Origin of the sequence: Pseudomonas pichavaramensis, from assembly GCF_050473265.1 — a bacterium.
Lineage (GTDB): Bacteria > Pseudomonadota > Gammaproteobacteria > Pseudomonadales > Pseudomonadaceae > Aquipseudomonas.
The window spans coordinates 18,263-43,661 of record NZ_JBJKFJ010000006.1 but is presented as its reverse complement, the minus strand read 5'-3'; the positions used below and the strand labels follow the sequence as shown (position 1 = coordinate 43,661).

Annotated in this window: 27 protein-coding genes and 1 tRNA gene; 7 read left to right on the top strand and 21 right to left on the bottom strand. The window is 61.2% G+C overall.

Annotation, left to right across the window (positions count from 1 at the left end):
* Window positions 1-2 precede the first annotated feature (2 nt).
* On the top strand, window positions 3-557 hold the full coding sequence (locus ACJRW5_RS11410) for a peptidylprolyl isomerase (RefSeq protein WP_484570627.1): 555 nt from the start codon (window positions 3-5) through the stop codon (window positions 555-557).
* 127 nt (window positions 558-684) lie between these two features.
* Here the strand turns inward: ACJRW5_RS11410 and fpr are convergent, their stop codons facing one another.
* Window positions 685-1,464 carry a ferredoxin-NADP reductase gene (gene fpr, locus ACJRW5_RS11405; protein ID WP_484570626.1) on the bottom strand — a complete coding sequence of 260 codons (780 nt, stop codon included), beginning with the start codon at window positions 1,462-1,464 and terminating at the stop codon, window positions 685-687.
* Between the two features lie 115 nt (window positions 1,465-1,579).
* Between fpr and ACJRW5_RS11400 the strand changes: the two genes are divergently transcribed.
* Window positions 1,580-2,506, top strand: coding sequence for a LysR family transcriptional regulator (locus ACJRW5_RS11400; RefSeq protein WP_484570625.1), 927 nt, complete (start codon window positions 1,580-1,582; stop codon window positions 2,504-2,506).
* 1 nt (window position 2,507) lies between these two features.
* Here the strand turns inward: ACJRW5_RS11400 and erdR are convergent, their stop codons facing one another.
* Window positions 2,508-3,155, bottom strand: a complete 648-nt coding sequence (gene erdR, locus ACJRW5_RS11395; RefSeq protein WP_484570624.1) for a response regulator transcription factor ErdR — start codon at window positions 3,153-3,155, stop codon at window positions 2,508-2,510.
* 203 nt (window positions 3,156-3,358) lie between these two features.
* Here erdR and ACJRW5_RS11390 point away from each other — a divergent pair, with 203 nt between their 5' ends.
* Entirely contained in the window at window positions 3,359-4,285 is a 927-nt protein-coding gene (locus tag ACJRW5_RS11390; protein WP_484570623.1) for a DMT family transporter, read from the top strand.
* On the opposite strand, the gene ACJRW5_RS11385 is transcribed toward ACJRW5_RS11390, so the two are convergent.
* A complete protein-coding gene (locus ACJRW5_RS11385) occupies window positions 4,245-4,967 on the bottom strand; it encodes a tRNA-uridine aminocarboxypropyltransferase (protein ID WP_484570622.1) in 723 nt (240 codons plus the stop codon). The two genes, ACJRW5_RS11390 and ACJRW5_RS11385, sit on opposite strands and share 41 nt — an antisense overlap.
* Before the next feature lie 60 nt (window positions 4,968-5,027).
* On the bottom strand, window positions 5,028-6,716 hold the full coding sequence (locus ACJRW5_RS11380) for an OmpP1/FadL family transporter (RefSeq protein ID WP_484570621.1): 1,689 nt from the start codon (window positions 6,714-6,716) through the stop codon (window positions 5,028-5,030).
* Window positions 6,717-7,005: 289 nt separating this feature from the next.
* On the opposite strand from ACJRW5_RS11380, the gene ACJRW5_RS11375 reads away from it, so the two are divergent.
* Window positions 7,006-7,407: a quorum-sensing-regulated virulence factor family protein gene (locus ACJRW5_RS11375; protein WP_484570620.1), complete on the top strand. Its 402-nt coding sequence runs from the start codon at window positions 7,006-7,008 to the stop codon at window positions 7,405-7,407.
* A gap of 13 nt (window positions 7,408-7,420) precedes the next feature.
* Here the strand turns inward: ACJRW5_RS11375 and ACJRW5_RS11370 are convergent, their stop codons facing one another.
* Window positions 7,421-7,615: a hypothetical protein gene (locus ACJRW5_RS11370; protein ID WP_484570619.1), complete on the bottom strand. Its 195-nt coding sequence runs from the start codon at window positions 7,613-7,615 to the stop codon at window positions 7,421-7,423.
* A 385-nt stretch (window positions 7,616-8,000) separates the two neighbouring features.
* Between ACJRW5_RS11370 and ACJRW5_RS11365 the strand changes: the two genes are divergently transcribed.
* Window positions 8,001-9,404 carry an MBL fold metallo-hydrolase RNA specificity domain-containing protein gene (locus ACJRW5_RS11365; RefSeq protein WP_484570618.1) on the top strand — a complete coding sequence of 468 codons (1,404 nt, stop codon included), beginning with the start codon at window positions 8,001-8,003 and terminating at the stop codon, window positions 9,402-9,404.
* Between the two features lie 100 nt (window positions 9,405-9,504).
* On the top strand, window positions 9,505-10,575 hold the full coding sequence (locus tag ACJRW5_RS11360) for an LOG family protein (protein ID WP_484570617.1): 1,071 nt from the start codon (window positions 9,505-9,507) through the stop codon (window positions 10,573-10,575).
* Window positions 10,576-10,713: 138 nt separating this feature from the next.
* Here ACJRW5_RS11360 and nadA read toward each other — a convergent pair whose 3' ends face one another.
* The 16 genes from nadA to aspS form a co-directional block, all read right to left on the bottom strand.
* The gene (gene nadA, locus ACJRW5_RS11355) at window positions 10,714-11,772 is read right to left on the bottom strand and encodes a quinolinate synthase NadA (protein WP_484570616.1); all 1,059 of its coding nucleotides are present in this window, start codon (window positions 11,770-11,772) and stop codon (window positions 10,714-10,716) included.
* 141 nt (window positions 11,773-11,913) lie between these two features.
* A tRNA-Lys gene (locus ACJRW5_RS11350) sits at window positions 11,914-11,989 on the bottom strand.
* A 58-nt stretch (window positions 11,990-12,047) separates the two neighbouring features.
* Complete coding sequence (queC, locus tag ACJRW5_RS11345; protein ID WP_484570615.1) at window positions 12,048-12,722, bottom strand: 7-cyano-7-deazaguanine synthase QueC; 675 nt, start codon at window positions 12,720-12,722, stop codon at window positions 12,048-12,050.
* A gap of 2 nt (window positions 12,723-12,724) precedes the next feature.
* Window positions 12,725-13,372, bottom strand: a complete 648-nt coding sequence (gene queE / locus ACJRW5_RS11340) for a 7-carboxy-7-deazaguanine synthase QueE (protein ID WP_484570614.1) — start codon at window positions 13,370-13,372, stop codon at window positions 12,725-12,727.
* A 220-nt stretch (window positions 13,373-13,592) separates the two neighbouring features.
* A complete protein-coding gene (gene ybgF, locus ACJRW5_RS11335) occupies window positions 13,593-14,402 on the bottom strand; it encodes a tol-pal system protein YbgF (RefSeq protein ID WP_484570613.1) in 810 nt (269 codons plus the stop codon).
* Window positions 14,403-14,408: 6 nt separating this feature from the next.
* The gene (gene pal, locus ACJRW5_RS11330) at window positions 14,409-14,909 is read right to left on the bottom strand and encodes a peptidoglycan-associated lipoprotein Pal (protein ID WP_159970492.1); all 501 of its coding nucleotides are present in this window, start codon (window positions 14,907-14,909) and stop codon (window positions 14,409-14,411) included.
* 55 nt (window positions 14,910-14,964) lie between these two features.
* On the bottom strand, window positions 14,965-16,263 hold the full coding sequence (gene tolB / locus ACJRW5_RS11325; protein ID WP_484570612.1) for a Tol-Pal system beta propeller repeat protein TolB: 1,299 nt from the start codon (window positions 16,261-16,263) through the stop codon (window positions 14,965-14,967).
* 5 nt (window positions 16,264-16,268) lie between these two features.
* Window positions 16,269-17,276, bottom strand: coding sequence for a cell envelope integrity protein TolA (tolA, locus tag ACJRW5_RS11320; protein ID WP_484570875.1), 1,008 nt, complete (start codon window positions 17,274-17,276; stop codon window positions 16,269-16,271).
* Window positions 17,273-17,725 (bottom strand): protein TolR, encoded by a 453-nt coding sequence (tolR, locus tag ACJRW5_RS11315; RefSeq protein WP_484570611.1) that lies wholly within the window; start codon window positions 17,723-17,725, stop codon window positions 17,273-17,275. Before tolR ends, tolA begins: the two co-directional genes overlap by 4 nt.
* A gap of 15 nt (window positions 17,726-17,740) precedes the next feature.
* Window positions 17,741-18,436, bottom strand: a complete 696-nt coding sequence (gene tolQ / locus ACJRW5_RS11310) for a protein TolQ (RefSeq protein WP_484570610.1) — start codon at window positions 18,434-18,436, stop codon at window positions 17,741-17,743.
* Between the two features lie 20 nt (window positions 18,437-18,456).
* Window positions 18,457-18,891, bottom strand: coding sequence for a tol-pal system-associated acyl-CoA thioesterase (ybgC, locus tag ACJRW5_RS11305; protein ID WP_484570609.1), 435 nt, complete (start codon window positions 18,889-18,891; stop codon window positions 18,457-18,459).
* A 53-nt stretch (window positions 18,892-18,944) separates the two neighbouring features.
* On the bottom strand, window positions 18,945-19,997 hold the full coding sequence (gene ruvB, locus ACJRW5_RS11300; RefSeq protein WP_484570608.1) for a Holliday junction branch migration DNA helicase RuvB: 1,053 nt from the start codon (window positions 19,995-19,997) through the stop codon (window positions 18,945-18,947).
* A 72-nt stretch (window positions 19,998-20,069) separates the two neighbouring features.
* On the bottom strand, window positions 20,070-20,675 hold the full coding sequence (gene ruvA / locus ACJRW5_RS11295; protein ID WP_484570607.1) for a Holliday junction branch migration protein RuvA: 606 nt from the start codon (window positions 20,673-20,675) through the stop codon (window positions 20,070-20,072).
* 18 nt (window positions 20,676-20,693) lie between these two features.
* Window positions 20,694-21,218, bottom strand: coding sequence for a crossover junction endodeoxyribonuclease RuvC (gene ruvC / locus ACJRW5_RS11290; protein WP_047592699.1), 525 nt, complete (start codon window positions 21,216-21,218; stop codon window positions 20,694-20,696).
* Between the two features lie 149 nt (window positions 21,219-21,367).
* Window positions 21,368-22,114 (bottom strand): YebC/PmpR family DNA-binding transcriptional regulator, encoded by a 747-nt coding sequence (locus ACJRW5_RS11285; RefSeq protein WP_484570606.1) that lies wholly within the window; start codon window positions 22,112-22,114, stop codon window positions 21,368-21,370.
* A gap of 104 nt (window positions 22,115-22,218) precedes the next feature.
* Window positions 22,219-23,994, bottom strand: coding sequence for an aspartate--tRNA ligase (aspS, locus tag ACJRW5_RS11280; protein ID WP_484570605.1), 1,776 nt, complete (start codon window positions 23,992-23,994; stop codon window positions 22,219-22,221).
* Window positions 23,995-24,184: 190 nt separating this feature from the next.
* Between aspS and ACJRW5_RS11275 the strand changes: the two genes are divergently transcribed.
* Complete coding sequence (locus ACJRW5_RS11275) at window positions 24,185-25,303, top strand: HD-GYP domain-containing protein (protein WP_484570604.1); 1,119 nt, start codon at window positions 24,185-24,187, stop codon at window positions 25,301-25,303.
* Window positions 25,304-25,399 lie beyond the last annotated feature (96 nt).

Below are 25,399 nucleotides of genomic sequence, written 5' to 3'. Positions count from 1 at the left end.
TCATGTTCAAACAACTCGTTATCACTGCCGGTGCCGTGCTGTTGTCGACCAGCCTGCTGGCGGCGGAAAATCCCAAGGTGCTGCTGACCACCAGCATGGGCGAAGTCGAAGTGGAACTCGCGGCCGACAAGGCGCCGATCAGCACGCAGAATTTTCTCAAGTACGTCGACAGCGGCTACTACAACGGCACCCAGTTTCATCGTGTGATTCCGGGTTTCATGATCCAGGGCGGCGGCTTCGATGCCGATATGCGTCAGAAGGACACCGAGGCGCCGATCAAGAACGAAGCCGACAATGGCCTGCACAACGTGCGCGGTACCCTGGCCATGGCCCGTACCCAGGCGCGCGATTCGGCCACCAGCCAGTTCTTCATCAACCACAAGGACAACGCCTTCCTCGACCACGGCTCGCGTGACTTCGGCTACGCTGTTTTCGGCAAGGTGACCCGCGGCATGGATGTGGTCGACAAGATCGCCCAGGTGCCTACCGGCAACCGCGGCATGCACCAGAACGTACCGCGCGAGCCGGTGCTGATCATCGACGCAAAGCGTCTGTAAACGCCGTTGTAGCCCGGATGCAATCCTGGAACACGTATCCCCCGGACTGCCTCCGGCTACGAGACGCATCAATCGCCTGAAACAACAAAGCCGCCCATTGGGCGGCTTTGTTGTTTACCGAAGGCGCTTACTTCTCGACGAAAGCGCGCTCGATCAGGTAGTCACCCGGCTCACGCATGCGCGGGGAGATCTTCAGGCCGAAGCTGTCGAGCACTTCGCTGGTCTCGTCGAGCATGCTCGGGCTGCCGCAGATCATCGCGCGGTCGTCCTGCGGGTTGATCGGTGGCAGACCGATGTCGGCGAACAGCTTGCCGCTGCGCATCAAGTCGGTGAGGCGGCCCTGGTTCTCGAACGGCTCACGGGTGACCGTGGGGTAGTAGATCAGCTTGTCGCGCAGGGCATCACCGAAGAACTCGTTCTGCGGCAGGTGCTCGGTGATGAACTCGCGGTAGGCCACTTCGTTCACGTAACGCACGCCGTGTACCAGAATCACCTTCTCGAAACGCTCGTAGGTTTCCGGGTCCTGGATCACGCTCATGAACGGCGCCAGGCCGGTGCCGGTGCTGAGCAGGTACAGGTGCTTGCCGGGGTTCAGGTCATCGAGCACCAGCGTGCCGGTAGGCTTCTTGCTGATGATGATCTCGTCACCTTCCTTGAGGTGCTGCAACTGCGAGGTCAGCGGGCCATCCGGTACCTTGATGCTGAAGAACTCGAGGTGCTCTTCCCAGTTCGGCGACGCGATGGAGTATGCGCGCATCAGCGGCCGGCCATTGTCCTGCTGCAGGCCGATCATCACGAACTGACCGTTTTCGAAGCGCAGACCTGGGTCGCGGGTGCACTTGAAACTGAACAGCGTATCGTTCCAGTGGTGGACGCTGAGCACGCGCTCGACGTTCATATTGCTCATGATGATCTTTCCTCGGGAATCCTGGCGCGACATGGCGCGATTGCGCGGCATTCTATTCGCGGCAACAATATCTGTTAAGTGGATTATCAAGATATAGGTTATCGGTTATATCGATATGCGATTTACCCTCAGACAACTTCAGGTTTTCGTCGCGGTCGCCCAGCAGGAAAGTGTCTCCCGGGCAGCAGAGTCGCTCGCGCTCTCGCAATCGGCCACCAGTACATCATTGACCGAACTGGAGCGGCAGTCCGATTGCCAGCTGTTCGACCGTGCCGGCAAGCGCCTGGCGCTCAATGCGCTGGGGCGACAGCTGCTGCCACAAGCAGTGGCGCTGCTCGATCAGGCTCGCGAGATCGAACGCCTGCTGGGCGGCAAGAGTGGCTATGGCTCGCTCAATGTCGGCGCGACTCTGACTGTAGGCAACTACCTGGCCACGCTGCTGATTGGCAATTTCATGCAGCAGCATCCGGAGTGCCGGGTGAAACTGCAGGTACACAACACCGCTCACGTGGTGCAACAGATCGCCCACTATGAACTGGATCTGGGACTGATCGAGGGTGACTGCCAGCACCCGGATATCGAAATTCAGCCCTGGGTGGAAGACGAACTCGTGGTGTTCTGCGCGCCGCAGCATCCGCTGGCGCAACGTGGCAGCGCCAGCCTCGAGGAACTCACCTGCGAAGCCTGGATTCTCCGCGAGCAAGGCTCCGGTACGCGCCTGACCTTCGACCAGGCCATGCGTCATCATCCGCGTAATCTGAACATACGCCTGGAGCTGGAACACACCGAAGCGATCAAGCGGGCCGTGGAGTCCGGCCTGGGCATCGGCTGCATCTCGCGCCTGGCACTGCGTGACGCCTTTCGCCGCGGTAGCCTGATGCCGGTGGAAACGCCGGAGCTGGACTTGCGCCGGCAGTTCTACTTCATCTGGCACAAGCAGAAGTACCAGACAGCAGCCATGCGCGAATTTCTCGAGCAGTGCCGCGCGCTGACCGCTGGAGTGACGCGCAGCGACCAGATCGTGCTGCCGGCTATCGTCTGAATCAGCTCGGAATCGATTCCATCTGCTGCAGCAGCAAGGCTGCCTGAGTGCGGGTGCGTACGCCAAGCTTGCGGAAGATCGCCGTGACGTGCGCCTTCACCGTTGCCTCGGACACGCTCAGCTCGTAGGCAATCTGCTTGTTCAGCAAGCCTTCGCAGACCATGGTCAGCACGCGAAACTGCTGCGGCGTGAGACTGGCCAGACCGGCGCTTGCAGCCTTGGCCTCTTCGGAAACCGGTGCCCCCTCCTCGACCATCGGCGGCCACCAGGTATCACCATCGAGCACCTGGCGCACGGCCTGCTGCAGAGTTTCCAGCGGGCTGGACTTGGGAATGAAGCCACTGGCGCCAAACTCGCGGGAGCGGTTGACCACCGACGCTTCTTCTTGGGCAGAAATCATCACCACCGGAATCTGCGGATACTGCCCACGCAGCAGCACCAGACCGGAAAAACCGTAAGCGCCGGGCATGTTGAGGTCGAGCAGAACCAGATCCCAATCGCTCTTGTCGGCCAGAAAACCTTCCAGCTCGGCGATACTGGCAGCCTCCACCAGGCGCACATCAGGCCCCAGCCCCAGAGTCAGTGCTTGTTGCAGCGCGCTGCGAAACAGCGGGTGGTCATCGGCAATCAGGATTTCATAGGCGGCCATTGGCAGATCCTGCTCTTGTTATGAGTGGCACTGAGATGAGTATGGCAGTGCTGCTTGGCTGACGGCCCGCTCAAGACTGTTCATCCATCACGACAGACTCCCCACTCGGACCGACGGCGGCGCTCAGCATGCCGAGCTGTGACGGGGTGGTCAAGTTCAATGCTTTGCGGCAGGATGCGCAGCTTTGCTGCCGAGACGCTGAAATGCGAAGCCAAGCCTTGCGCGCCGACCTGTTGATGCTGATTACCGCGATGATCTGGGGCAGCGCCTTCGTCGCCCAGCGCCTGGGCATGGATAACATCGGCCCCTTCCTCTATACCGGCCTGCGCTTCGTCCTTGCCTGCCTGGCCCTGCTTCCCGTGTTGATATTGCTGCAACGCCGCCAGCAGCGCCCCGCCGCACCAGTGAATCGCAACCTGCTGCTGGGCGGCATCGTCATGGGCCTGGCGCTGGCGCTCGGGATCAACCTGCAGCAGGTCGGTCTGCTGTTCACCACGGTGACCAACTCCGGCTTCATCACCGGGCTCTACGTGATCGTGGTACCGATTCTCGGCCTGCTGATCGGCCAGCGCAGCAGCATCGGTATCTGGCTGGGCGCCAGCCTGGCGGTGGTCGGCATGTTCCTGCTCAGCGTCGGCGAGGGTTTCACCGTGGCCTCCGGTGACTGGCTGCAGCTGGCAGGTGCCTTTGTCTGGGGTGTTCACGTGTTGCTGGTGGGCTTTTTCGCCAGCCGCCATGACCCGTTGCGCCTGGCACTGATCCAGTTCATCACCTGCGCCGTGATCAGCCTGCTGCTGGCCCTGTTGTTCGAGACGGCAACGCTGGACGGCATTCTGCAGGCCGGCCCGGCCATCATTTATGGCGGCCTGTTCGGCGTAGCGGTCGGCTTCACCTTGCAGGTGGTGGCGCAGCAGCATGCCATCGCCTCGCATGCGGCGATCATCCTTTCTCTGGAAGCCGTATTCGCCGCCATCGCCGGCGCCCTGCTGCTCGGAGAGCTGCTGGCGCCACGCGGCTACCTGGGTTGCGCACTGATGTTCGGCGGCATGTTGCTCGCTCAGCTGTGGCCGAAGCCCTTGCCGGCCGCGCTCAGCGATACGCCTGCAGACGCTGGTGCAGCGCGTCGTTGAGATCCAGCGGCAAACGTCGTTTGGCTGCCAGGTAATGCTGGCTGAATGCATCCAGGTAATCATCCAGCGCCTCGCCGGCACGCAGGTCGCCGGCCAGTTCCAGGCACATGGCTGCCACCTCGGCGGTGCACAGGTGCTCACCGCGTGTGGAACGCCGCAGGCGATAGCGCGATAGCTGGGCTGGCGTCAGGCTGAGTACCGGCAGGGCGTCCAGATAAGGACTCTTGCGGAACATCTTGCGCGCCTCGGTCCAGGTGGCATCGAGCAGTACGAACAACGGCCGCTTGCCAGAATCCAGCTGCACCTCTTCGACCACGCGCTGCGGCGCCACGTATTCCCCGGGGAAGACCAGGTAAGGCTGCCATTGCGGGTCGGCCAGCAACTCCAGCAGCGCGGGTTCGACCGCCGTGCGGGTCCAGCCGAAGGCATGGGTTTCGGGCACCACATCAGCGATCAGCCAGCCGGTGTTGCTTGGTTTGAGCGCCTCGATGTCATGCATGACCAGACACATGGCTGCGTTCGCCTCCACCTGTGGGCGCCAGGCGCACAGGCAATAATTCGGCTGCACCCGGCACTGCGGGCAACGCTCGGCACGGGAGCCGCGCGCGACGAAGGGTTTCAGGCTACGCGCCAGGCGTTCTGTACGCAGACGGGCGACGGCATGTGGGGCAGGATGAGTCATGGAAGCAGCAACGGCGAAAGGGGGCGCGATTCTAGCACCCCCATCCGCCGCTCAGGCGCTTCAGAAGCTGTGGTTGAGCGCCAGGCCGATGAAGTGGATGCGCGTCTCGTACTCACCGCGGAAGTTGCCACCGTTACCGGTGCAGCGTACGCCACTGTCCTGATACAGACCGCCGCCACCCGGCACCCAGCCGGCAGGGGAGCAGCCATCCTGGTAATCCATCTTGCCGCTGGAGAACTGCACGTAGCTGTAGGCGAGATCCACCGAGGTATCGGGCGTCATCTTGTAGTTGGCGCCGAACGACAGCCAATACCGGTCCGCATCGGGGAACGCCGGGTGGCGCAACTGCGGTGAGTTGACGGGCGAACGGTCGTAGGAAACCCCGGTGCGCAGCAGCAGGTCGTCACTGTACTGGTAGTTCATGCCCAGGGAGATCTTGTAGGTATCTTTCCAGTCCTGCTTGACGCTCAGATCCCCCTCGTTGACCCCGTTGAAGTAGGGGTAGCCAGCCACCTGATCGATACCGATACGCACCTCGTCGAGCCGTGAATGACGGGTGAAGGTCAGGTCTGCCATCAACGCCACCTTGTCGTTGAGCTGATGGAAGACATTGAAGGAGAGCATTTCCGGGGTGTCGATGGCGGTCTTGCCGTCGGAGTTCGGATGGAGACTCGACGCTGCGAAATCGCCAGGATTGATCCAGTTGTCCGGATCCAGGACCTGCCCTAGTGCGTCGGCTGGCGGCAAGGTAATGACCCCGAGGTCGATCCCCCCGCTCAGGTCGGTCTGCGGGGAGGGGACGCTGCCAGACACGCCAGAAAAGCTCCACTTGGTTTCACCCTCGAGGGTGTGCTTGATATTCGAGCGATAGGACACGCCAAAACGAGTCGATTCGGTCGGCTCCCACATGTAGCCGATATTCCAGCCAAAGCCCCAGTCATCACCCTTGACCCGGAAATACCCATCACCTTGGACGTTGTCGGCAAAGTTGCTGGCTACGCAGTCAACGAAAGCATCGTCCACCTGTCCATCACAACTGCTTATCTCATCCGGTACGGACAACCCGTAAACCAGTGGAATGGTGACCTGGCCGAATGGCGACGCTGCCAGCTCGGTAAGATCTTGATTGGCACTGACAAACTGCCCGGCCAATTGCCGCGAAGCGCCTTTGACATCCGCAGCCCCCCGTTGGACCGACTTGATGTACTGCGCCGATACACCGAAGCCGATGCTGTGGTGCTCGTTGAAACGAAAGGCGATGCTCGGGTTGAAGGTCACGGTTTCCAAACTCGCAGACTGGATACCGTAGCGCCCGGCCCAATCCTCCTTGTAATCCAGCTTGGCGCCGAATGGGGTGAAGATACCCAGACCAATCGTGACCCGGTCGTTGACCTCGTGAGAGAAGTAGAAGTTGGGCGCGGCGGCGGCATCCGGCAGAAACTCGCCCGCATCGCCCGAAACTGGATTACCGAAGACGTCAGTACTGCCTTTGTCTTCGTAATCACCATCCGGCAGCAGGATACTCAGGCCGGATGTCACCTGTGTGCCCTTGAGCCGGGTCAGGCCGGCGGGGTTGTAGAAAATGGTCGAGGGATCGGCCGCCTCGGCGCCATTGGCGTGGGCGGAACCCTGCGCCGCCACCGACTGCGAACCGAAGTGATAACCGGATGCCTGCACCTGCGCGGCGGGCAAAACCAGTAAACTGCCGACCATCACATGCGATGGCCAGCGCCGAAAGAGCATTGTCATTGTTATTCTCCTGCACGCTGCTTGAACACCGTGCAGCCGGGGCTTCCATATTCGCGACAGACTTCAGGCAGTCTGCGCAGGCGGCGTCCGGCTGCAAGGCGGCTCAAGGTTGTGACGCGCAGGTTCGAGCGATGATCCCCGGCCTTTGGTCGTGGTGACGGACGGCGGCCAGAGGCCAGCATGTCCCCATCGGTAACACTTTATTTCAGGAGGGCAATTGGCCATGAGCGCGAACATTCGCGCTGAAGCCCTGTCCAACCCTCGTCCATGCTTTCAGGAGTCACTCTACATGTTGCGTTACGTCCTCCCTGCTCTCGCGCTCAGCCTGCTGCTTCCAACCGCCCAGGCAGCTTCGCTGAAGGAGATGGAACTGACTCGTACGCTGGAACAGGTCGCCCGGCAGAGCAGTGAAGGCACGCCGCGCGCGATCAATGAGGACATTCTCGACCAAGGCTATACCGTGGTTGGGCACACGCTGATCAACCACCTCAGCGTACGCCCGGCGCATGCGGCGCAAATGCGTGGCAACCCCGACACCGTCCGCTCGCAACTGGCAGCCAGCGTCTGCCGCAACCCGGGCTATCGCAAGCTGTTGGCCGAGGGCGCGCAGTTGCGTTACCAGTTCAGCGAGTACCGCAGCAATCGTCCGGTGACAGTCGAAACGTTCGACAAGAGCGATTGCGGTATCTGAACCCGCGCTGGGTTCAATTGCGCTCCGCTCGTCGCTGCGCGTCATCGGCGCGCAGCTCAGCGAGCAATGCCTCCATGTAACGCGAACGACGAACGCCTCCCTCAAGGCGGCGTAGGCATTCGTCCTGAAGACTCAGCTGGTTGGTCCGCGCCGCCTGTTGCAGCATGTCGTAGAGTTCCGCCTCGACGTCCAAAATCAGCTTGGGCATACCTGCCTCTCCTTTCCTGTTCACTCAGTAGCAGACTCGACGCAGGAAACGCAGTTCCCCTTCCACGCCTGTATCGCCCGGTCCTGACCCGCCTGTCACAGGCACAGGAAATCGTGTGCACGGTCTCGCGGACATCACGATAAAGCGCCCTGCCACACTTAGCCGCCATGCTCTACAAGTAAATCAGACACCGGGGCGAAGCCCGCCTACCCAGACGAACGGCAACCCGCCTGGGCCGGCTATGCTGATTGAAAGCGCGCTCAGGCAGCAAAGGCGACCCTGTGGATTGTGAGCTGGTCACAGCCAAAAGAGGGCTGATCTGTGTCAAACCCTGTCCTGCGTTGAGCCGGCAGACTCGAGCCATCACCACGACAAGGATAGGACCATGGCCCTGCTCACCTTCATCGGCGCGATTCAACAAGTCACCGGTTCCTGCTACCTCGTGGAAAGCCGCGATGGTGCCAAGGTTCTGCTCGAATGCGGCATGCGCCAGGGCCGCCGCCAGGAAGAGGAGCAGAATCGCAGCCGCTTCCCGTTTGACCCCAGCAGCCTGGACGCCGTGGTCATTTCCCATGCTCATCTCGATCACAGTGGCCTGCTGCCGCGCCTGGTGGCAGAAGGTTACCGTGGCCCGATTCACGCGACTGAGGCCAGCTGCGAACTGCTCGAATTGATGCTGCTGGACTCTGCCTTCCTGCAGGAGAAGGATGCCGAATGGGAAAATCGCTGGCGTGCACGCCAGGGCAAACCGGCGGTTCAACCGCTGTACACCCTGGCGAATGCCGAACAGGCTCTCAGCCAGCGACGGCCGCATGCCTACGGCGAGCAGATCGAGGTGGCCAAAGGCATAACGGTGACCTTTCACAATGCTGGCCACATTCTTGGCTCGGCCATCGTCGAGATGCAGGTGGAAGATCACCACCTGCGGCGCCACCTGGTGTTCTCCGGCGACCTGGGCAACACCTGCTCGCCGCTGATGCAGGCGCCTGTGCAGTTGAAGCAGGCGGACGTGCTGCTGATGGAGTCGACCTACGGCGACCGCGACCACCGCTGTAGCCAAGACACTCTGGAAGAGCTGGCCGCGATCCTGCAGCAGGCGCACAGCGAAGGGGGTAACGTGCTGATCCCCTCGTTCGCCGTCGGCCGCACCCAGGATCTGATCTACTACCTCGGGCGCTTCTACCAGGAAGGCCGCCTGCCCCAGCAGGCCGTATTTCTCGACAGCCCCATGGCCATTCGCGCCAACGCCATTTACAGCCGCTTCCATGACCAGTTCGCCGCCCAGGATCGGGCCGCACTGGCGGCCAAGGGCGTCAAGCGCATCGAGGATTGGCTACCCGTGCTGCGCTGCACACAAAGCGCCGAAGAGTCGATGGCGATCAACCGCATCAAGAGCGGTGCCATCATCATTGCCGGTGCCGGCATGTGCAATGGCGGGCGCATCGTTCATCACTTCAAACACAACCTCTGGCGCGAGAACTGTCATCTGGTGTTTCCCGGCTTCCAGGCCAAGGGCACGCTCGGCCGCCTGATCGTCGATGGCGCAGAAACAGTCAAGGTGCTGCACCAGCGCATCGCAGTAAAAGCTAAGGTGCATACCCTCGGTGGCTTCTCCGCGCACGCCGGCCAATCGCAGTTGCTCGACTGGGCAAGCCAGTTCGAGCACCACCCGGAGCTGTATCTGGTGCATGGTGAACTGGAAAAGATGCAAACCCTGCAACAGGCGCTACGCGAACGCCTCAACTGGCTCGCCAACATTCCCGAGCCCGGCGAGCAGATCGCGCTGTAACCGGCGCTTACCAATGCGCACAGCGATACTGCAATCAGGCTGTGGCAAGCTCTCGAGTACGCCATGACCAAGGAACCGGTCGGAAGAAAGGAGAACGTGCATGCCCTATGAACCGGATGACTACCTGTCCCGCCATGTGCAGACCAGTGAAGTCGACCTGAGCAGCAAGGTCGACGAGTTGGTGGCACTGGCCGCGCCTGGCAACAGCCCCAACCTGCCCCTTTACCGGGAGATGCTGACAACCGTGATCCACATGGCCCAGGCGGATCGCAATCGCTGGGACGCCAAAATCATGCTGCAGACTCTGCGCGAGATGGAACGTGCCTTCGGTGTGCTGGAACAGCTGAAGAGACGGCGCAAGGTCACGGTATTCGGCTCGGCGCGTACGCCTGCCGACCACCCTCTGTACCAACAGGCGCGTGAACTGGGTGCACTGCTGGCACGACGCGACCTGATGGTGATCACCGGTGCCGGGGGCGGCATCATGGCCGCGGCCCATGAGGGCGCCGGCCAGGAAAACAGCCTGGGGTTCAACATCACCCTGCCCTTCGAGCAGAAGGCCAATGCCACCATGCACGGCAGCCATCACCTGCTGTCGTTCCATTTCTTCTTTCTGCGCAAGCTGTTCTTCGTCAAGGAGGCAGATGGCCTGGTGCTCTGCCCTGGCGGCTTCGGCACGCTCGATGAAGCCCTGGAGGTGCTGACCCTGATCCAGACCGGCAAGAGCCCGCTGGTTCCCGTGGTACTGCTCGATCAGCCGGGAGGCAGCTACTGGGAAGATGCCCTGGGCTTCATCCGCCGCCAACTTGGCGACAATGGCTACATCCTGCCAACCGACCTGAATCTGATGCATCTGGTCTACAGCGCCGAAGAAGCGGTGGACGAAATCGCCCGCTTCTACCGTAACTTTCACTCAAGCCGCTGGCTGAACGATCGTTTCGTGATTCGCCTTAACCACCCGCTAAGCGAAAAGGCACTGGCGCAGCTGACGAGCGAGTTCACAGGTTTGTGCAAGGAAGGTGGTTTCAGCCAACAGACTTGTTGCGAACAGGAGCGAGACGAGCCTGAATTAGGCGATCTGACACGCCTCGCGTTCGCCTTCAATGGGCGTGACTACGGGCGCCTGCGCGCGCTGCTCAATGTAGTCAACGAGCCGGAAAACTGGGCATAGCTTGGATGAAATCCGGGCTACGTGTTTGCCTCCCCGCTCCCGCTTGCGAGAGAGGGAGCAGACCGTGCACGGACAAGGCAAGTCGCTTGCCTAAGTTAAGCGCTACAGCTTGTGGCTTGAAGCTTGTCGCTGCTCCTCTCAGGCGTTACCTGCAACCTTCATTCGCGCCGCCTGGGTGAAATCGAGCATGCGCTTGAGCGGCTTGATCGCCTTGGGAATCAGCGCCGGATCGACATGGATCTCGCCACTGCCTTCGCGCAGACCGGTTAGCACGCGCTCGAGTGTGTTCATCGCCATCCACGGGCAATGCGCGCAACTGCGGCAAGCAGCGCCGTTGCCAGCGGTAGGCGCCTCGATGAAGGTCTTGTCCGGGCACAGCTGCTGCATCTTGTAGAAGATGCCGCGGTCGGTGGCAACGATGAAGGTGGAGTTCGGCAGGGTCTGCGCCGCCTTGATCAGTTGGCTGGTGGACCCCACCGCATCGGCCAGCTCGACCACGTTCTGTGGCGACTCCGGGTGTACCAGGATCGCCGCATCCGGGTACAGCGCCTTCATGTCCAGCAACTGCTTGGACTTGAACTCCTCGTGGACGATGCAGGCGCCATCCCACAGCAGCATATCGGCACCGGTTTCGCGCTGGATGTAGTTGCCCAAGTGTTTGTCCGGCGCCCAGATGATGGTCTCACCGTTGTCCATCAGGCTCTCGACGATCTCCAGCGCGCAGCTGGAGGTCACCACCCAGTCGGCACGCGCTTTGACCGCCGCCGAGGTGTTGGCGTACACCACCACAGTGCGCTCCGGATGCTGATCGCAGAACGCACTGAACTCATCCACCGGGCAGCCCAGGTCGAGCGAGCAGGTGGCTTCCAGCGTCGGCATCAGCACGCGCTTTTCCGGGTTGAGAATCTTCGCCGTCTCGCCCATGAACTTGACCCCGGCCACCACCACGGTCTGCGCCGGATGCTGATTACCGAAACGGGCCATTTCCAGGGAGTCGGAGACGCAACCACCGGTTTCCTCGGCCAGCGCCTGGATCACCGGGTCGCAGTAATAGTGCGCCACCAGCACGGCATTCTGCTTCTTCAGCTCGGCGGCGATCTCACTGCGATAGACAGCCTCCTCTTCGGCCGTCAGCGGTTTGGGCTGCTTGGCATCGAGGTGGGCCTGGACCAGAAGGCGTTCGGAAATCTGCGACATATCATCAAACCTGTGGCGCTCGTACGCGAGCGGCGAGTATACACCCTGCTCTGCGCTGCCAATGCCACGGCCAGACACGAACCGGTCAGGAGGTTTTATCAGGGCAAAAAAAAGCCAGTCTCTCGACTGGCTTTTGCGATTTGGTGGGTCGTGTAGGATTCGAACCTACGACCAATTGGTTAAAAGCCAACTGCTCTACCAACTGAGCTAACGACCCAACGCGAGGCGCATGATACTGATTTAATTCAGGAAATCAACACTCCGCGAAAACTTTTTCACGCATAGCGCGTGGCATCGGGTACGCCGGCGGCTACAAAACCGGCGGCGCGCAGGCGGCAACTGTCGCACTTGCCGCAGGCACGGCCGTCGTCATCGGCCTGGTAGCAGGAAACGGTCAGCGCGTAATCCACGCCCAGACGCATCCCAGCCTCGATGATCTCGCCCTTGCTCATCTGCTGCAGCGGCGCACGAATGCTGAAGCCCTGCCCTTCTACGCCCGCCTTGGTGGCCAGGTTGGCCATGCGCTCGAAAGCCTCGACGAATTCCGGGCGACAATCGGGGTAGCCCGAGTAATCCACCGCATTAACGCCGATGAAGATGTCGCGCGCCTGCAGCACCTCCGCCCAACCCAGCGCGAGGGATAAAAAGACCGTATTGCGCGCCGGAACGTAGGTTGCGGGAATGCCCTCGGTTGGCGACTCAGGCACGGCGATACTGCTGTCAGTCAATGCCGAGCCGCCAATACCGTTGAGATTCAGGCCGATGACCTTATGCTCGATCACCCCCAACTGCAGTGCCACGCGCTCGGCAGCCTGCAGCTCGGCGCGGTGACGCTGGCCGTAATCGAAGCTCATGCTGTAGCAGGCATAGCCCTCGGCCTTGGCCATGGCTACCACGGTGGCCGAGTCGAGGCCGCCGGAAAGAAGAATTACCGCTTTCTTGTCACTCATGATCAATGTCCTGGCTCGTCGTTCCAGAGAATCTTGTGCAACTGCAGTTGCAGGCGTACAGGCAGGTTGTCGCCAACAATCCAGTCGGCCAGCGCGCGGGCATCGACCTGCTTGTGACTGGGCGAGAACAGCACCTCGCCGGCACGTGTGGCCAGGTCGTACTGGATCAGTTTGGAGACGGCCCAGTCGTAGTCCTCGCGCGAGCAGATGACGAATTTGACCTGGTCGTTGCGCGTCAGCCACTCGATGTTCTCGTAGCGATTGCGCTGCACCTCGGCCGAGCCGGGCGTCTTCAGGTCGAGCACCTTGCTCACCCGCGTATCGACACCGGCAACGTCCAATGCGCCGCTGGTTTCCAGCGACACTTCGTAGCCGGCATCACAGAGTTGCTGTAGCAGCGGCAGACAGTTGGGCTGTGCCAGCGGTTCACCACCGGTGACGCAGACATAACGCGGTTTGTAGGCCGCGACCTGGGCGAGGATGCTGTCCAGGCTGACGACTTCGCCGCCACTGAAGGCATAGGCGGTGTCGCAGTACTGACAGCGCAAGGGGCAGCCGGTCAGGCGCACGAATACCGTCGGCAGGCCGGCGGTACGCGTCTCGCCCTGCAGCGAGTAGAAAATCTCGGTGATGCGCAGGGTTGCTTGCATAAATAGCCACGGGCGTGATGACGAAACAGGCCATCCGCCTCCGTTGCAGGAAAGACGATGGATACAGGCAGTAAAGCCGGATCCGGCGATGGCGCCAGGCGGGAACATCAGCCGAGCTGAAACCCCGTGTGCGACGCGCCGCGCATTCTAAAGGAAGTCGCTCGCGCAGATAAGCAAAACCCGCGACAAGCGCGGGTTCATGACTGAGCGATGATGCGCCCTACAGACGCTGCAAATCGCGCTGTGCCAGCTGTGCAGCCGAGCTGCCCGGGTACTGGGCAATCACCTGCTGAAGAATGCCGCGCGCCTTGTCGTTGTTGCCCAGGCGACGCTCTACGTCAGCCAGCTTGAACAAGGAGTCCGGCACCTTGGAATGGTTGGGATAACCCTGACTGACCTTGGCAAAAGCCTTGCCAGCCGCCTGCAGGTCGCCCTTGGCGAGGTTCACTTCGCCCAGCCAGTACTGCGCATTACCGGCGTACTGACTGTTGGGGTAGCGATTGAGGAAGGCGCCGAAGGCCTGCGACGCCTTGTCGAAATCCTTGGCCTTGATCAGGTCGAAGGCAGCGTCGTAATAGAGTTTTTCCTTGGCCGGATCAGCCGGCTCGGCGCTGCTCTGCTGCTGAGCGGCAGGCGGCGTCGGGGTGCCATTGGCGTTTAACGCGCCATCGGCAGAATTCTGTGCGGGAGAACCACCGGCGGCAGCACCGGAGGAAAGGCGTTGATCCAGATCCTGGTAACGCTCCAGACCTTCCTGCTTGAGGCGCTGGATTTCATTCTGCTGCTCTTCGAGCATGCCACGCAGTTGAGCAATCTCTTGCTGCATCTGCTGCAACTGATTGAACAGCATGCCCTGCGCCGATACCTGGGCTGCTGCCCCGGTACCGGCGGAGGCGCCAGCCGTACCATAACCTGCCGGAGGATAGCTGCTGCCTTGCATGGAGCTGCTTTCCAGCACGGGAACCTCCGCCATCGCCACAAGTGGCAAGGCGAGCGTAAGAACGGTCAGAGTACGGCGGCACTTAAGCATGGCAAATTACTTGCGCAGCTCTACGCGACGGTTCTGAGCCCAGGATTGCTCGTCGTTGCCAGTGGCAACCGGACGCTCTTCACCGTAGGAAACAAGCTCCAGCTGAGCCGGGGAAACGCCCTGCAGAACCAAGTAGCGTTGAACGGCCTTGGCACGACGCTCGCCCAGAGCCATGTTGTACTCGCGGGTACCGCGCTCGTCAGCGTGGCCTTCCAGGACAACACGGTTGCCGTTGGCTTTCAGGTCCTTGGCGTGTACGTCCAGAGCGCGCATGGCTTCGGCTTTCAGGTCGGAGCTGTCGTACTCGAAGTAGAAGGTGGTGATAGCGCGCAGAGCAGCTTCTTCGCTCAGGCTGCTGTCCATGCCAGCGTTGGCGTTGGCGTCGTAGCCAGCGTTCGGGTCAACAGCACCTTCGCCAGCAGCGTCACCGCCTTTGGAGGAGCAACCTACAGCAACGGCGAGAGCCAGGGACAGTGCAGCGAACTTACCGAATTTCAGCATTTCCATCATGTAACTCCTAATGAACCCCAGTTGTGTTAAGCAAGATTGGTGAAGCACCGCATCAGTTCAGGTAAGGGGACCAAGAAGGCTCTCGAACTTCGCCTTGAGCGGTAGGAAGAGGGAGCCTCACGCGTCCATTGGTGGACGCCAACATCAAGACTCCCCGGCCCTGCTGGCGGGTGGCGTAGATTAGCATGGCGCCATTTGGCGCAACAGTGGGCGACTCATCCAAACTTGTGTCGGAGAGTATACGCAGACGGTTGGTTTCCAGGTCCTGAGCCGCGACCTTGAATACCGTAAAACCGTCCTGACGATGAATCATCACCAGCGTCTTCTCGTCAGCCGAAAGTTTCGGGTTGGCGTTGTAGTTACCGACGAAGGTCACTCGTTCCACCGCACCGGAACTGATGTTGGTTTTATAGATCTGCGGCTTACCCGCACGATCCGAGGTGAAGTACAGGGTCTGACCGTCCTTGCCCCAGAAAGGTTCGGTATCGATGGCATAATGATTCGTCACGCGGCGAATCTGCCGGCTACCCATGTCCATCACGTAAATCTCGGGATTACCGTCCTTGGACAGCACGAACGCCAGGCGAGAGCCATCCGGCGACCAGGCTGGCGCGCCGTTGAGGCCTTCGAAATTGGTGATCTGCTCGCGGCGACCGGTATCGATGTGCTGCACGAAGATGCGCGGACGACGCTGCTCGAACGATACGTAAGCGATACGACGACCATCAGGGGCAAAAGACGGCGACAGGATCGGCTCACGCGATTGCAACAGAGTCACTGCGCGTGCACCGTCATAGTCAGAGCGCTGCAGGGTGTAACGGGTGTTGTTGGTACCCATGCGCTCTGCAGTGACATAAAGCATCCGGGTAGAGAACGCACCCTTGACGCCGGTGAGTTTCTCGAACGACTGGTCGGCAATGTAATGCGCCATGTCACGCAGTTGATCGGTGCCACCGCCCACATTACCCGTCATCACTTGCTGCTCGGTGTTGACGTTGAACAGCGCGTACTGCACCTGCAGGCGGCCGCCGTTGGGAACGATGTTGCCGACCAGCACGTACTGGGCGCCGAGAGCCTTCCAGTCGCGGTAGATGACTTCGCTGGCCTGGGTCGGCAAACTGATCATGTTCTGCTTTGGAATCGGCTCGAAGTAGCCGGAGTTGCGCAAGTCATTGCCGACGATCTCGGCCATGTCCTGAGGCAGCACGTTGCCGCCCTGCCAGCCGAAAGGAACCACGGCGATCGGCGTGGCGCGGTCAGCGCCGTGCGAGATCACCAGCGGGTCGGCCGCCTGGACGCTGCCGACCAGCATGACCAGCCCCAGCAGGGCGATACGAATCAGGGTATTCACAGAGCTCAATCCTCCGGTTTGAAAATGACGCGGCGCTGCCTGTACAGACGATCGAAGGTAGCGCGATCCAATTGTTGCATCTCGGGAATACGCCCGACGTTACGTACTGCGGCCACGGCCGAGCTGTCGAAGGCTGCATCACCGCTGGAGCGCGATACGCTGGCATTGGTGACGGTGCCATCGGGCAGCATCTGGATCAGCAACTCGACGCTCATGCCACGACGCGCCGACATCGGACGCTGCCAGTTTTCGGTAATCAGCTTGATGATCAGATCGTCGAGATTGCCCGCCACCTGATCGCCATGGGTTTCAGCCAACGCCTGCTGATTCTGCACATTGTCAGAGAGCAGTTCGGCCAGCGCTGCCGCCTTCTGATCTTCTGCTGCCTTGCGCCTGGCCGCTTCGGCCTTACGCTTGGCGTCTTCTTCCGCTTTCTTCTTCGCAGCTTCAGCGGCAGCCTTCTTCTTGGCTTCCTCTGCAGCTTTTTTCTTCGCGTCTTCAGCGGCCTTTTTCTTGGCATCCTCGGCGGCTTTCTTCTTCGCCTCGTCCTCGGCACGCTTCTTGGCGATATCCGCCTGACGCTTCTGCTCGGCAGCTTTTTCAGCCTCGGCTTTCTTGGCTGCCTCAGCTTTGGCCTGCTCAGCCTGCTTTTGTTCCTCGGCTTTCTTTGCGGCCGCCACTTTCTGCGCTTCGGCCTGGGCCAGCTTCTGCTGTTCGGCCTGGGCCTGCTTCTGCTCTTCGGCCTTCCTCTGTTCCAGTCGCTCCGTCTCGAACTGCGGCGCCGAGGTTTTCTGCGCCTCACCCGCCACTTTCTGCGTAGTCTGGGTGGTAGCCTGGCTCTGCGATTTCAGCTGATACAGCGTAGCCTGTACCACCGGACGCGCCGGTGGCAGCTCGGGGCTGAAGGCGAAGCTGACGAACAGCATGGCGAACATCAGGACGTGCAGCCCCACAGCCCAGACGATGGGCCAGAAGTAGCTTTCCGATTGCGAACGCTCGGTTTGCTGCATCAGGGGGCCTCGGTAATCAATCCGACGTTACCGACATCGGCCTGCTGCAGGCCGCCCATGGCCGCCATCACGGTGCCGTAATCCACCGATTTATCGCCACGCACGAATACCTGCACCTGCTTACCCTGGCGACGGTTCTCGGCGATGATCGCCGAAACAGCCTGGGTCATCTGCTCGAGGGTGGAGGCGCGCTCCTGCTCGGTGTCCACATCGACTTCGCTACCCATGTTCCAGTAGTAAGTCTTGTCGGCCTTGATGGAAATGGTCAGCACCTGGGCGTCATTGTCCTGCGGCAGCACTTCGCTGCTGACTTTCGGCAGGTCGACCTTGACCCCCTGGTTGAGCATCGGTGCAGTCACCATGAAGATGACCAGCAGCACCAACATCACGTCGATGTAGGGCACCACGTTCATCTCGGCGACCGGTTTGCGTCTGTTGCGAATTCTCGCCATGGCTGAAACCTGCCCTTAGTCTTCCGAGGTGTGCACTTTGCGGTGCAGGATGGCCTGGAACTCGTCGGCAAAGGTGTAGTAACGGCCGATCAGCATCTCGCCACGCGCCGAGAAGCGGTTGTAGGCGATGACCGCCGGGATCGCGGCGAACAGGCCAATGGCAGTAGCGATCAGTGCCTCGGCGATACCGGGAGCGACGGTGGCGAGGGTGGCCTGCTGCACCTGAGCCAGGCCACGGAAGGAGTTCATGATGCCCCACACGGTGCCGAACAGACCGATGTAGGGGCTGGTGGAACCGACGGTGGCGAGAAACGGCAGCGCGGTTTCCAGTTTCTCTTCCTCACGCGAAATGGCCACGCGCATGGCACGCGACACGCCATCCATCACCGCATCCGGGTCGACTCCCTGCTGCTGGCGCAGGCGCGAGAATTCCTTGAAGCCGGCGCGGAAGATCTGTTCCAGGCCCGAATCCGGGTCCGGGTTGCTGCCGGCCTGGCGGTACAGCTTGGACAGATCGATACCGGACCAGAAGCGATCCTCGAAGTTGTCCAGTGCGCGCTTGGCCGCTCGCAGGGCATTGCTGCGCTGGAAGATCATCACCCAGGAAATGACCGAGGCGGCCACCAGGGTGAGCATCACCAGCTGGACCACCAGGCTGGCATTGCTGATCAGACTCCACATCGACATATGGTCAACGGCGTTAGCTTCCACGCTTACTCTCCTGCTGCAATTTAAGTCCGCGCCTGCGTCCCGGCGAACGCATGTCGCATGGGCTCGGGAATGGCCCGGGGTTTCAAGTTGTCGGCGCGCACACAGGCCACCAGAAACTGCCCTTCACAGAGCAGCACATCATCCGCAGCCCGCCTGACCTGTTGACGAAAACGCAGGCTGGCACGGTTCAATTCGATTACATCGGCGCTGATCACCAGTTCGTCATCCAGCCGCGCCGGGGCGTGATAACGCGCCTCGGTCGAGTGCACGACGAACAACAGGCCCTCACCGGCCAGCGTCGACTGGGCATAACCCAGCTCACGCAGGCGCTCGGTGCGAGCCCGCTCCATGAATTTGAGGTAGTTGACGTAGTAGACGATACCGCCGGCGTCAGTGTCTTCGTAATAGACCCGACAGCGGTGGCTGAACGGCTGGACTCCGTTTGGCGCGCGCATACTCTATTCCTCGGCCTCAGACTTGCCAATCCAGCCTGGTAACAATTTTTTCGTCATTCGTCGCCCGCCGAGAACAGGTCGCCAGCGGGCTGTTCGCCCTGCCGCGCCGGCGTGTTGAGGCCGAAATGCAGATAGGCATGACGCGTCACCACGCGGCCGCGCGGCGTGCGCATCATGTAGCCCTGCTGAATCAGATAAGGCTCGAGCACATCCTCGATGGTGTGGCGCTCTTCGCCGATGGCGGCAGCCAGACTATCGAGGCCGACCGGGCCGCCATCGAACCTCTCGATCATCGCCAGCAGCAGGCGGCGGTCGGAGTGGTCGAAGCCGCGCTCGTCGACATCCAGAAGGTTCAGCGCCTGGTCGGCCACACTCTGTGAGATCTCGCCACTGCCGCGCACTTCGGCGAAGTCGCGCACGCGGCGCAGCAGGCGGTTGGCGATGCGTGGCGTGCCGCGGGCACGGCGGGCGATCTCGTAGGCGCCCTTGGCTTCGATGGGCAAACCGAGGATGCCAGCAGAGCGCGAGACGATGGTGGCCAGGTCGTCGACGCCATAGAACTCCAGGCGCTGGACGATACCGAAGCGCTCACGCAAGGGGTTGGTCAACATGCCCGCACGGGTGGTGGCGCCGACCAGGGTGAATGGCGGCAGGTCCAGCTTGATCGAACGTGCGGCCGGGCCTTCGCCGATCATGATGTCGAGCTGGAAATCTTCCATGGCCGGATACAGCACTTCCTCGACCACCGGCGACAGGCGATGAATCTCGTCGATGAACAGCACATCACCGCTTTCCAGGTTGGTCAGCAGCGCCGCCAGATCGCCCGGACGCTCCAACACCGGACCGGAGGTGCTCTTGATCGAGCTGCCCATTTCCTGAGCAATGATGTTGGCCAGGGTAGTCTTGCCCAGCCCCGGCGGGCCGAAGATCAGGGTGTGATCCAGCGCCTCTGCCCTGCCCCGCGCAGCCTGGATGAACAAGGCCATCTGCTCGCGCACGACGGGCTGCCCGGTGTAGTCGGCCAGGCGCAGCGGACGAATGGCGCGGTCTTGCTGTTCTTCGCGCTCACGCGGGCTGGAGGTGATCAGGCGATCGGCTTCGATCATCGAGGTGTTCCACTAAGAGTCCATTGAATTGCCATACAGCGTTTCCAGCACAAAACCGGCGAATGAAAAACCTCACGCCATGCCGCGCAATGCGCGCCGGATCAAATCTGCGCTGCCCAAACCATCCTCCTTGACGGCGGCAACCGCACGACTGGCTTCCTGCGGCTTGTAACCGAGGGAAATCAGCGCGCTGACGGCGTCATTCTCCGCGCTTGAGACTGCCTCAACCAGTTGAGGTTCAACGACCAACGGCGCAATGGCCGGGATCGACTCCCAGGCCTTGAAGCGATCCTTGAGCTCCACCAATAGGCGCTCGGCGGTCTTCTTGCCGACGCCAGGCACCTTGGTCAGAGCGGCGGTGTCCTGATTCTGCACACAACGCACCAACTCATCGACCTCCAGCCCCGACATCAGCGCCAGCGCCAACTTGGGGCCAACACCGTTGAGGCGGATCAGCTCGCGAAACAGCTCGCGGTCGCGCTTTTCATAGAAGCCGTAGAGCAGTTGGGCGTCCTCTCGCACCACCAGGTGCGTGTGCAGGGTGACCATCTCACCCTGCGCTGGCAGACGATAAAGCGTCGTCATCGGCACTTCCAGCTCATAACCGACGCCATTCACATCCAGAAGCAAATGCGGCGGCTGCTTCTCCGCCAGGGTGCCGCGCAAACGTCCGATCACCAGAAATTCCTTAGCAGGTTATAAACGAAGACGGCCGCCGCGCCGCTTGGCGCTGGCCAGCCCATGGGGAATGAGACTTTGCCGGTGGTGGGCGTGGCACAGGGCGATACCCAGCGCATCGGAGGCGTCGATCTGCGGCTTCTGCACCAGCTTGAGCAAGTGCATGACCATCATCTGCACCTGCTGCTTGTCGGCCGCGCCAGTACCGACCACCGCCTGCTTGACCTGGGTGGCGGTGTACTCGCTGATCTCCAGCCCGGCTTCGGCCGCCGCAACGATAGCCGCACCGCGCGCCTGCCCGAGTTTGAGCGCCGAGTCGGCGTTGCGCGCCATGAACACCTGTTCGATGCCCATGGTCATCGGCCCGTAGGTGGCGATCACCTCACTGACGCCGCGAAAGACGATCTGCAGGCGCTCGGCCAACGCCCCGTTGCCGGTGCGGATGCAGCCAGAGGCCACGTACTCGCAACCGCGTCCGGTATCACGTATCACGCCATACCCGGTAATGCGCGAGCCAGGGTCGATGCCTAGGATCAGGGTCATATCAGCAACTGTCTATTTATCCAGTTGGCGAGTATACGGGGCGACCTCGATGGCGTCATCCGCGCACCCGGAAAAACCACGACGCCTAACGCAAAAAGCCGGAAACGCTGTTGGCGCCCCCGGCTTCTGTCACACCACTGACCTGCGTCTCAGCCGAGCTGTTCCATGATCTCGTCAGCGACTTCGGCGTTGTGGTAAACGTTCTGCACGTCGTCCAGGTCTTCGAGCATGTCGATCAGCTTGAACACCTTCTGCGCGGTTTCCAGATCGGCGATTGGCGCGCTGATCGATGGGATCATGGCGATTTCCGCCTCGTCACCCTTGAAGCCGGCAGCAGCAAGCGCCTCGATCACCGCGTGAAATTCGGTGAAGCTGGTGGACACCAGGGCGGCGCCGTCTTCACTCATTTCCACGTCATCGGCGCCTGCTTCGAGCGCCGCTTCCATCAGCGCGTCCTCATCCGCAGAAGCGAAGCTGATCTGACCCTTGCGCTCGAACATGTAGGCTACCGAACCGTCGGTACCGAGGTTGCCGCCACACTTGCTGAAGGCATGCCGCACTTCGGCCGCGGTGCGGTTGCGGTTGTCGGTCATCACTTCGACGATGATTGCCACACCGCTCGGCGCATAACCTTCGTAGCTGAATTCAACGACGTTGTCGGCTTCGTTGTTGCCGGCACCACGGGCGATGGCGCGGTCGATCACGTCACGCGACATGTTATTGGTCAGCGCCTTGTCCACGGCCAGGCGCAAACGCGGGTTATCCGCCGGGATCGGGCCACCGTGCTTGGCGGCGACGGTCAACTCACGAATCAGCTTGGTGAAGATCTTGCCGCGTTTGGCGTCCTGACGCCCTTTGCGGTGCTTGATGTTGGCCCATTTGGAATGACCAGCCATAACTCACTCCATCTTTAAGGTTTCACAATTGCCGGGGCGTAAGCGCTTGGGCCTCTCCACCCCATAACGAAGAAGCCTGGGATCTCCAGGCTTCTTTTGCAGGCTTATTCGGCCTTGGGTTGCTCGCGCAGGCGGATATGCAGCTCACGCAGCGACTTGGCATCCACCAGCCCCGGCGCCTGCGTCATGACGCAGGCCGCGCTCTGGGTTTTCGGGAAGGCGATCACTTCACGGATCGACTGCGCGCCAGTCATCAGCATGACCAGACGATCCAGACCGAAGGCCAGACCACCATGGGGCGGTGCACCGAACTTCAGCGCATCGAGAAGGAAGCCGAATTTCTCTTCCTGCTCCGCTTCGCTGATGCCCAGCACCTCGAACACGGCCTGCTGCATCTTCTTGTCGTGGATACGGATCGAACCGCCGCCCAACTCGGTGCCGTTGAGCACCATGTCGTAAGCGCGCGACAGTGCGCCGGCCGGATTGGCCTTGAGCTCTTCCGGGCTGCACTTGGGCGAGGTGAACGGGTGGTGCATGGCGGTCAGGCTGCCGTCGTCGTTTTCCTCGAACATCGGGAAGTCGACGACCCACAGCGGCGCCCACTCGCAGGTCAGCAGGTTCAGGTCATGGCCGAGTTTGATGCGCAGCGCGCCCAGAGCTTCGGAAACGATCTTGGCCTTGTCGGCGCCGAAGAACACGATGTCGCCGTCGACCGCGCCAACGCGATCGAGGATCACGTTGATGTTGTCCAGCGGGATGTTCTTGACGATCGGCGACTGCAGACCTTCAACGCCGGCGGCACGCTCGTTGACCTTGATGTAGGCCAGCCCCTTGGCGCCGTAGATGCCGACGAACTTGGTGTAGTCGTCGATCTGTTTACGCGGCATGCTCGCCCCGCCCGGTACGCGCAGCGCGGTGACGCGGCACTTCGGATCGTTGGCCGGCCCGGCGAAGACCTTGAATTCGACATCCTTCAGCTGATCTTCAACGTCGACCAGCTCCATCGGGATACGCAGGTCCGGCTTATCCGAACCGAAACGACGCATGGCCTCGGCCAGGGTCATGTGCGGCAGCTCGCCGAACTCGACATCCAGCACTTCCTTGAACAGGTTGCGCACCATGGTCTCGGTGATGTCCATGATGTCTTTTTCATCGAGGAAGCTGGTCTCGATGTCGATCTGGGTGAATTCCGGCTGACGGTCGGCACGCAGATCTTCGTCACGGAAGCACTTGGCGATCTGGTAGTAACGGTCGAAGCCGGCGACCATCAGCAGTTGCTTGAACAGCTGCGGCGACTGCGGCAGGGCGAAGAAGCTGCCAGCGTGGGTGCGGCTAGGCACCAGGTAGTCACGCGCGCCTTCCGGGGTAGCACGGGTCAGGATTGGCGTCTCGACGTCGAGGAAGCCGTTGTCGTCGAGGTAGCGGCGGATGCTCGAGGTGATGCGCGAGCGCAGCTTGAGCTTCTCGGCCATCTCAGGACGGCGCAGGTCGATGAAGCGGTAGCGCAGGCGGGTTTCCTCGCCGACGTCGGTGTATTCGTTGAGCGGGAACGGCGGGGTTTCCGCTTCGTTGAGCACTTCCAGCTCGTAACCCAGCACCTCTATGGCGCCGGACGCCATGTTCGGGTTACGCGCGCCTTCCGGACGCAGACGCACCTTGCCGGTGATCTTCACCACGTACTCGCTGCGCACGCGGTCGGCCTTGGCGAAGGTCTCGGCGCGATCCGGATCGAACACCACCTGAGCCAGGCCTTCACGATCACGGATATCGAGGAAGATCACCCCGCCATGGTCGCGGCGACGGTGAACCCAGCCGCAAAGGGTGATTTCCTGGCCATCCAGGCTCTCGTTCAACTGGCCGCAATAGTGGCTGCGCATCATGATCGTGTTTCGCTTCTCTAAGGTCTTGGACAGGTCAGGCAGCCCCCCAACGCCTTGGGCAGGAGCCACTACGCGGCAAACCACGCCGCGCTTCGATAAAGAGCGGGATTATATAGCGTAAATCGCCGCGACGCAGCCGCCCGGCAAGAGCCTTCTATAATGAGCAGGGCCGCTAACGTGGAGAATCACCATGGCCACGCCCTCTCACACCGATCTTTCCAGCGACCTGCTGGAAGATTTCCGGCTCGATGCTGCGGAGCAGTTCCCACGCTGCGAGCAATTGCTAATCGACCTGGAAAAGACGCCCCAGAATGCAGAGCGGCTACGCGCATTGTTTCGCCTGATACATACGATCAAGGGCAATCTCGGCTATGTCGGCCTTAGTGAACTGATGCCTTTACCGCAGGCGATGGAAGACGTTCTCGACGCCCTGCGCTCGGGACGCCTGAACTTCGACAGCCTGTTGAGCGACATCCTGCTGCTGTGCCTCGATCGACTACGCGCACTTGTAGACCATGCGCTGAAAGGCGCGGATACGCCGCCGAACCCGGCGCAGATCGACCAGATATGCCAAGCGTTACAGGGGCTGGCCATGGCGCCCGCGGAGCTTCAGAGCCAAATCCGCCGCGAGCTGTTACTACAGATGGACCCAAGCACAGGCCTGCAAACACAAGAGCCGATCCAAACCAGCCAGACAGCAGCATTGCTAGCACGCCATGACATCACCCTCACCGCCGACCTGCAGTTCTTTTGCGCCCTGACCGAGGCAGCAGAGCAGCGCTCAATTTACTGGCAGGGCCGTAACCTGCGCCTGCTCGACCTGGCGCTAAGCATGAATGCATCAGGTGGACATGCCGAGAACCCTGCTCAGCTCGCCGCCGCAGTGTGCTTACACGACCTCGGCATGGCCTTTCTGCCTCTGGAGCTTCTGCACAAGCAAAGTCACTTCAGCCGAGAAGAACGTCGCCTTATGCAAGCCCATCCACGCATGGCGAGTGATCTCCTCAGGCGGATGCCCGACTGGTCTGCTGCGATGGAAATCATCCTGCACCATCAGGAACACGTCGATGGCAGTGGCTATCCGAAAGGGCTACGCGAGGCGGAAATCACACCGGGCGCCCTGATTCTGCATATAGCGGACACATTCGACGCGCGTACTCATGAGCGGGCTCACCAGACACTGAGCAAGCGTCCTTTGCTGCGCGCCATTCTCGAAGTCAACAACCTGGCCGGGCAACAGTTCAGCAATCACTGGGTCGAAATTTTCAACCACACACTGCAGCGACAACCGGAACTGGCACATCGCTGACCAGGCAAGCCGGGTATCGATTGGCTAAACCACCCGTGGCGCAGCGGCCTGTAAGCATTCTTTCTTCATAAAAAATGAACCGCAGGCTACCAATAG

Excerpts from the sequence above, each read along its gene's own strand:
- ACJRW5_RS11365 (WP_484570618.1), top strand. The coding sequence starts at position 8,001 with ATGGCCCTGCTCACCTTCATCGGCGCGATTCAACAAGTCACCGGTTCC.
- ACJRW5_RS11390 (WP_484570623.1), top strand. The coding sequence starts at position 3,359 with ATGCGAAGCCAAGCCTTGCGCGCCGACCTGTTGATGCTGATTACCGCG.
- ACJRW5_RS11385 (WP_484570622.1), bottom strand. The coding sequence starts at position 4,967 with ATGACTCATCCTGCCCCACATGCCGTCGCCCGTCTGCGTACAGAACGC.
- ACJRW5_RS11370 (WP_484570619.1), bottom strand. The coding sequence starts at position 7,615 with ATGCCCAAGCTGATTTTGGACGTCGAGGCGGAACTCTACGACATGCTG.
- queC (WP_484570615.1), bottom strand. The coding sequence starts at position 12,722 with ATGAGTGACAAGAAAGCGGTAATTCTTCTTTCCGGCGGCCTCGACTCG.
- fpr (WP_484570626.1), bottom strand. The coding sequence starts at position 1,464 with ATGAGCAATATGAACGTCGAGCGCGTGCTCAGCGTCCACCACTGGAAC.
- ybgF (WP_484570613.1), bottom strand. The coding sequence starts at position 14,402 with ATGCTTAAGTGCCGCCGTACTCTGACCGTTCTTACGCTCGCCTTGCCA.
- ACJRW5_RS11380 (WP_484570621.1), bottom strand. The coding sequence starts at position 6,716 with ATGACAATGCTCTTTCGGCGCTGGCCATCGCATGTGATGGTCGGCAGT.
- ybgC (WP_484570609.1), bottom strand. The coding sequence starts at position 18,891 with ATGCGCGCGCCAAACGGAGTCCAGCCGTTCAGCCACCGCTGTCGGGTC.
- ACJRW5_RS11285 (WP_484570606.1), bottom strand. The coding sequence starts at position 22,114 with ATGGCTGGTCATTCCAAATGGGCCAACATCAAGCACCGCAAAGGGCGT.
- pal (WP_159970492.1), bottom strand. The coding sequence starts at position 14,909 with ATGGAAATGCTGAAATTCGGTAAGTTCGCTGCACTGTCCCTGGCTCTC.
- ACJRW5_RS11375 (WP_484570620.1), top strand. The coding sequence starts at position 7,006 with ATGTTGCGTTACGTCCTCCCTGCTCTCGCGCTCAGCCTGCTGCTTCCA.
- aspS (WP_484570605.1), bottom strand. The coding sequence starts at position 23,994 with ATGATGCGCAGCCACTATTGCGGCCAGTTGAACGAGAGCCTGGATGGC.
- ruvB (WP_484570608.1), bottom strand. The coding sequence starts at position 19,997 with ATGATCGAAGCCGATCGCCTGATCACCTCCAGCCCGCGTGAGCGCGAA.
- ACJRW5_RS11410 (WP_484570627.1), top strand. The coding sequence starts at position 3 with ATGTTCAAACAACTCGTTATCACTGCCGGTGCCGTGCTGTTGTCGACC.
- ACJRW5_RS11360 (WP_484570617.1), top strand. The coding sequence starts at position 9,505 with ATGCCCTATGAACCGGATGACTACCTGTCCCGCCATGTGCAGACCAGT.
- ruvC (WP_047592699.1), bottom strand. The coding sequence starts at position 21,218 with ATGACCCTGATCCTAGGCATCGACCCTGGCTCGCGCATTACCGGGTAT.
- nadA (WP_484570616.1), bottom strand. The coding sequence starts at position 11,772 with ATGTCGCAGATTTCCGAACGCCTTCTGGTCCAGGCCCACCTCGATGCC.
- ACJRW5_RS11400 (WP_484570625.1), top strand. The coding sequence starts at position 1,580 with ATGCGATTTACCCTCAGACAACTTCAGGTTTTCGTCGCGGTCGCCCAG.
- ACJRW5_RS11275 (WP_484570604.1), top strand. The coding sequence starts at position 24,185 with ATGGCCACGCCCTCTCACACCGATCTTTCCAGCGACCTGCTGGAAGAT.
- tolR (WP_484570611.1), bottom strand. The coding sequence starts at position 17,725 with ATGGCGAGAATTCGCAACAGACGCAAACCGGTCGCCGAGATGAACGTG.
- queE (WP_484570614.1), bottom strand. The coding sequence starts at position 13,372 with ATGCAAGCAACCCTGCGCATCACCGAGATTTTCTACTCGCTGCAGGGC.
- erdR (WP_484570624.1), bottom strand. The coding sequence starts at position 3,155 with ATGGCCGCCTATGAAATCCTGATTGCCGATGACCACCCGCTGTTTCGC.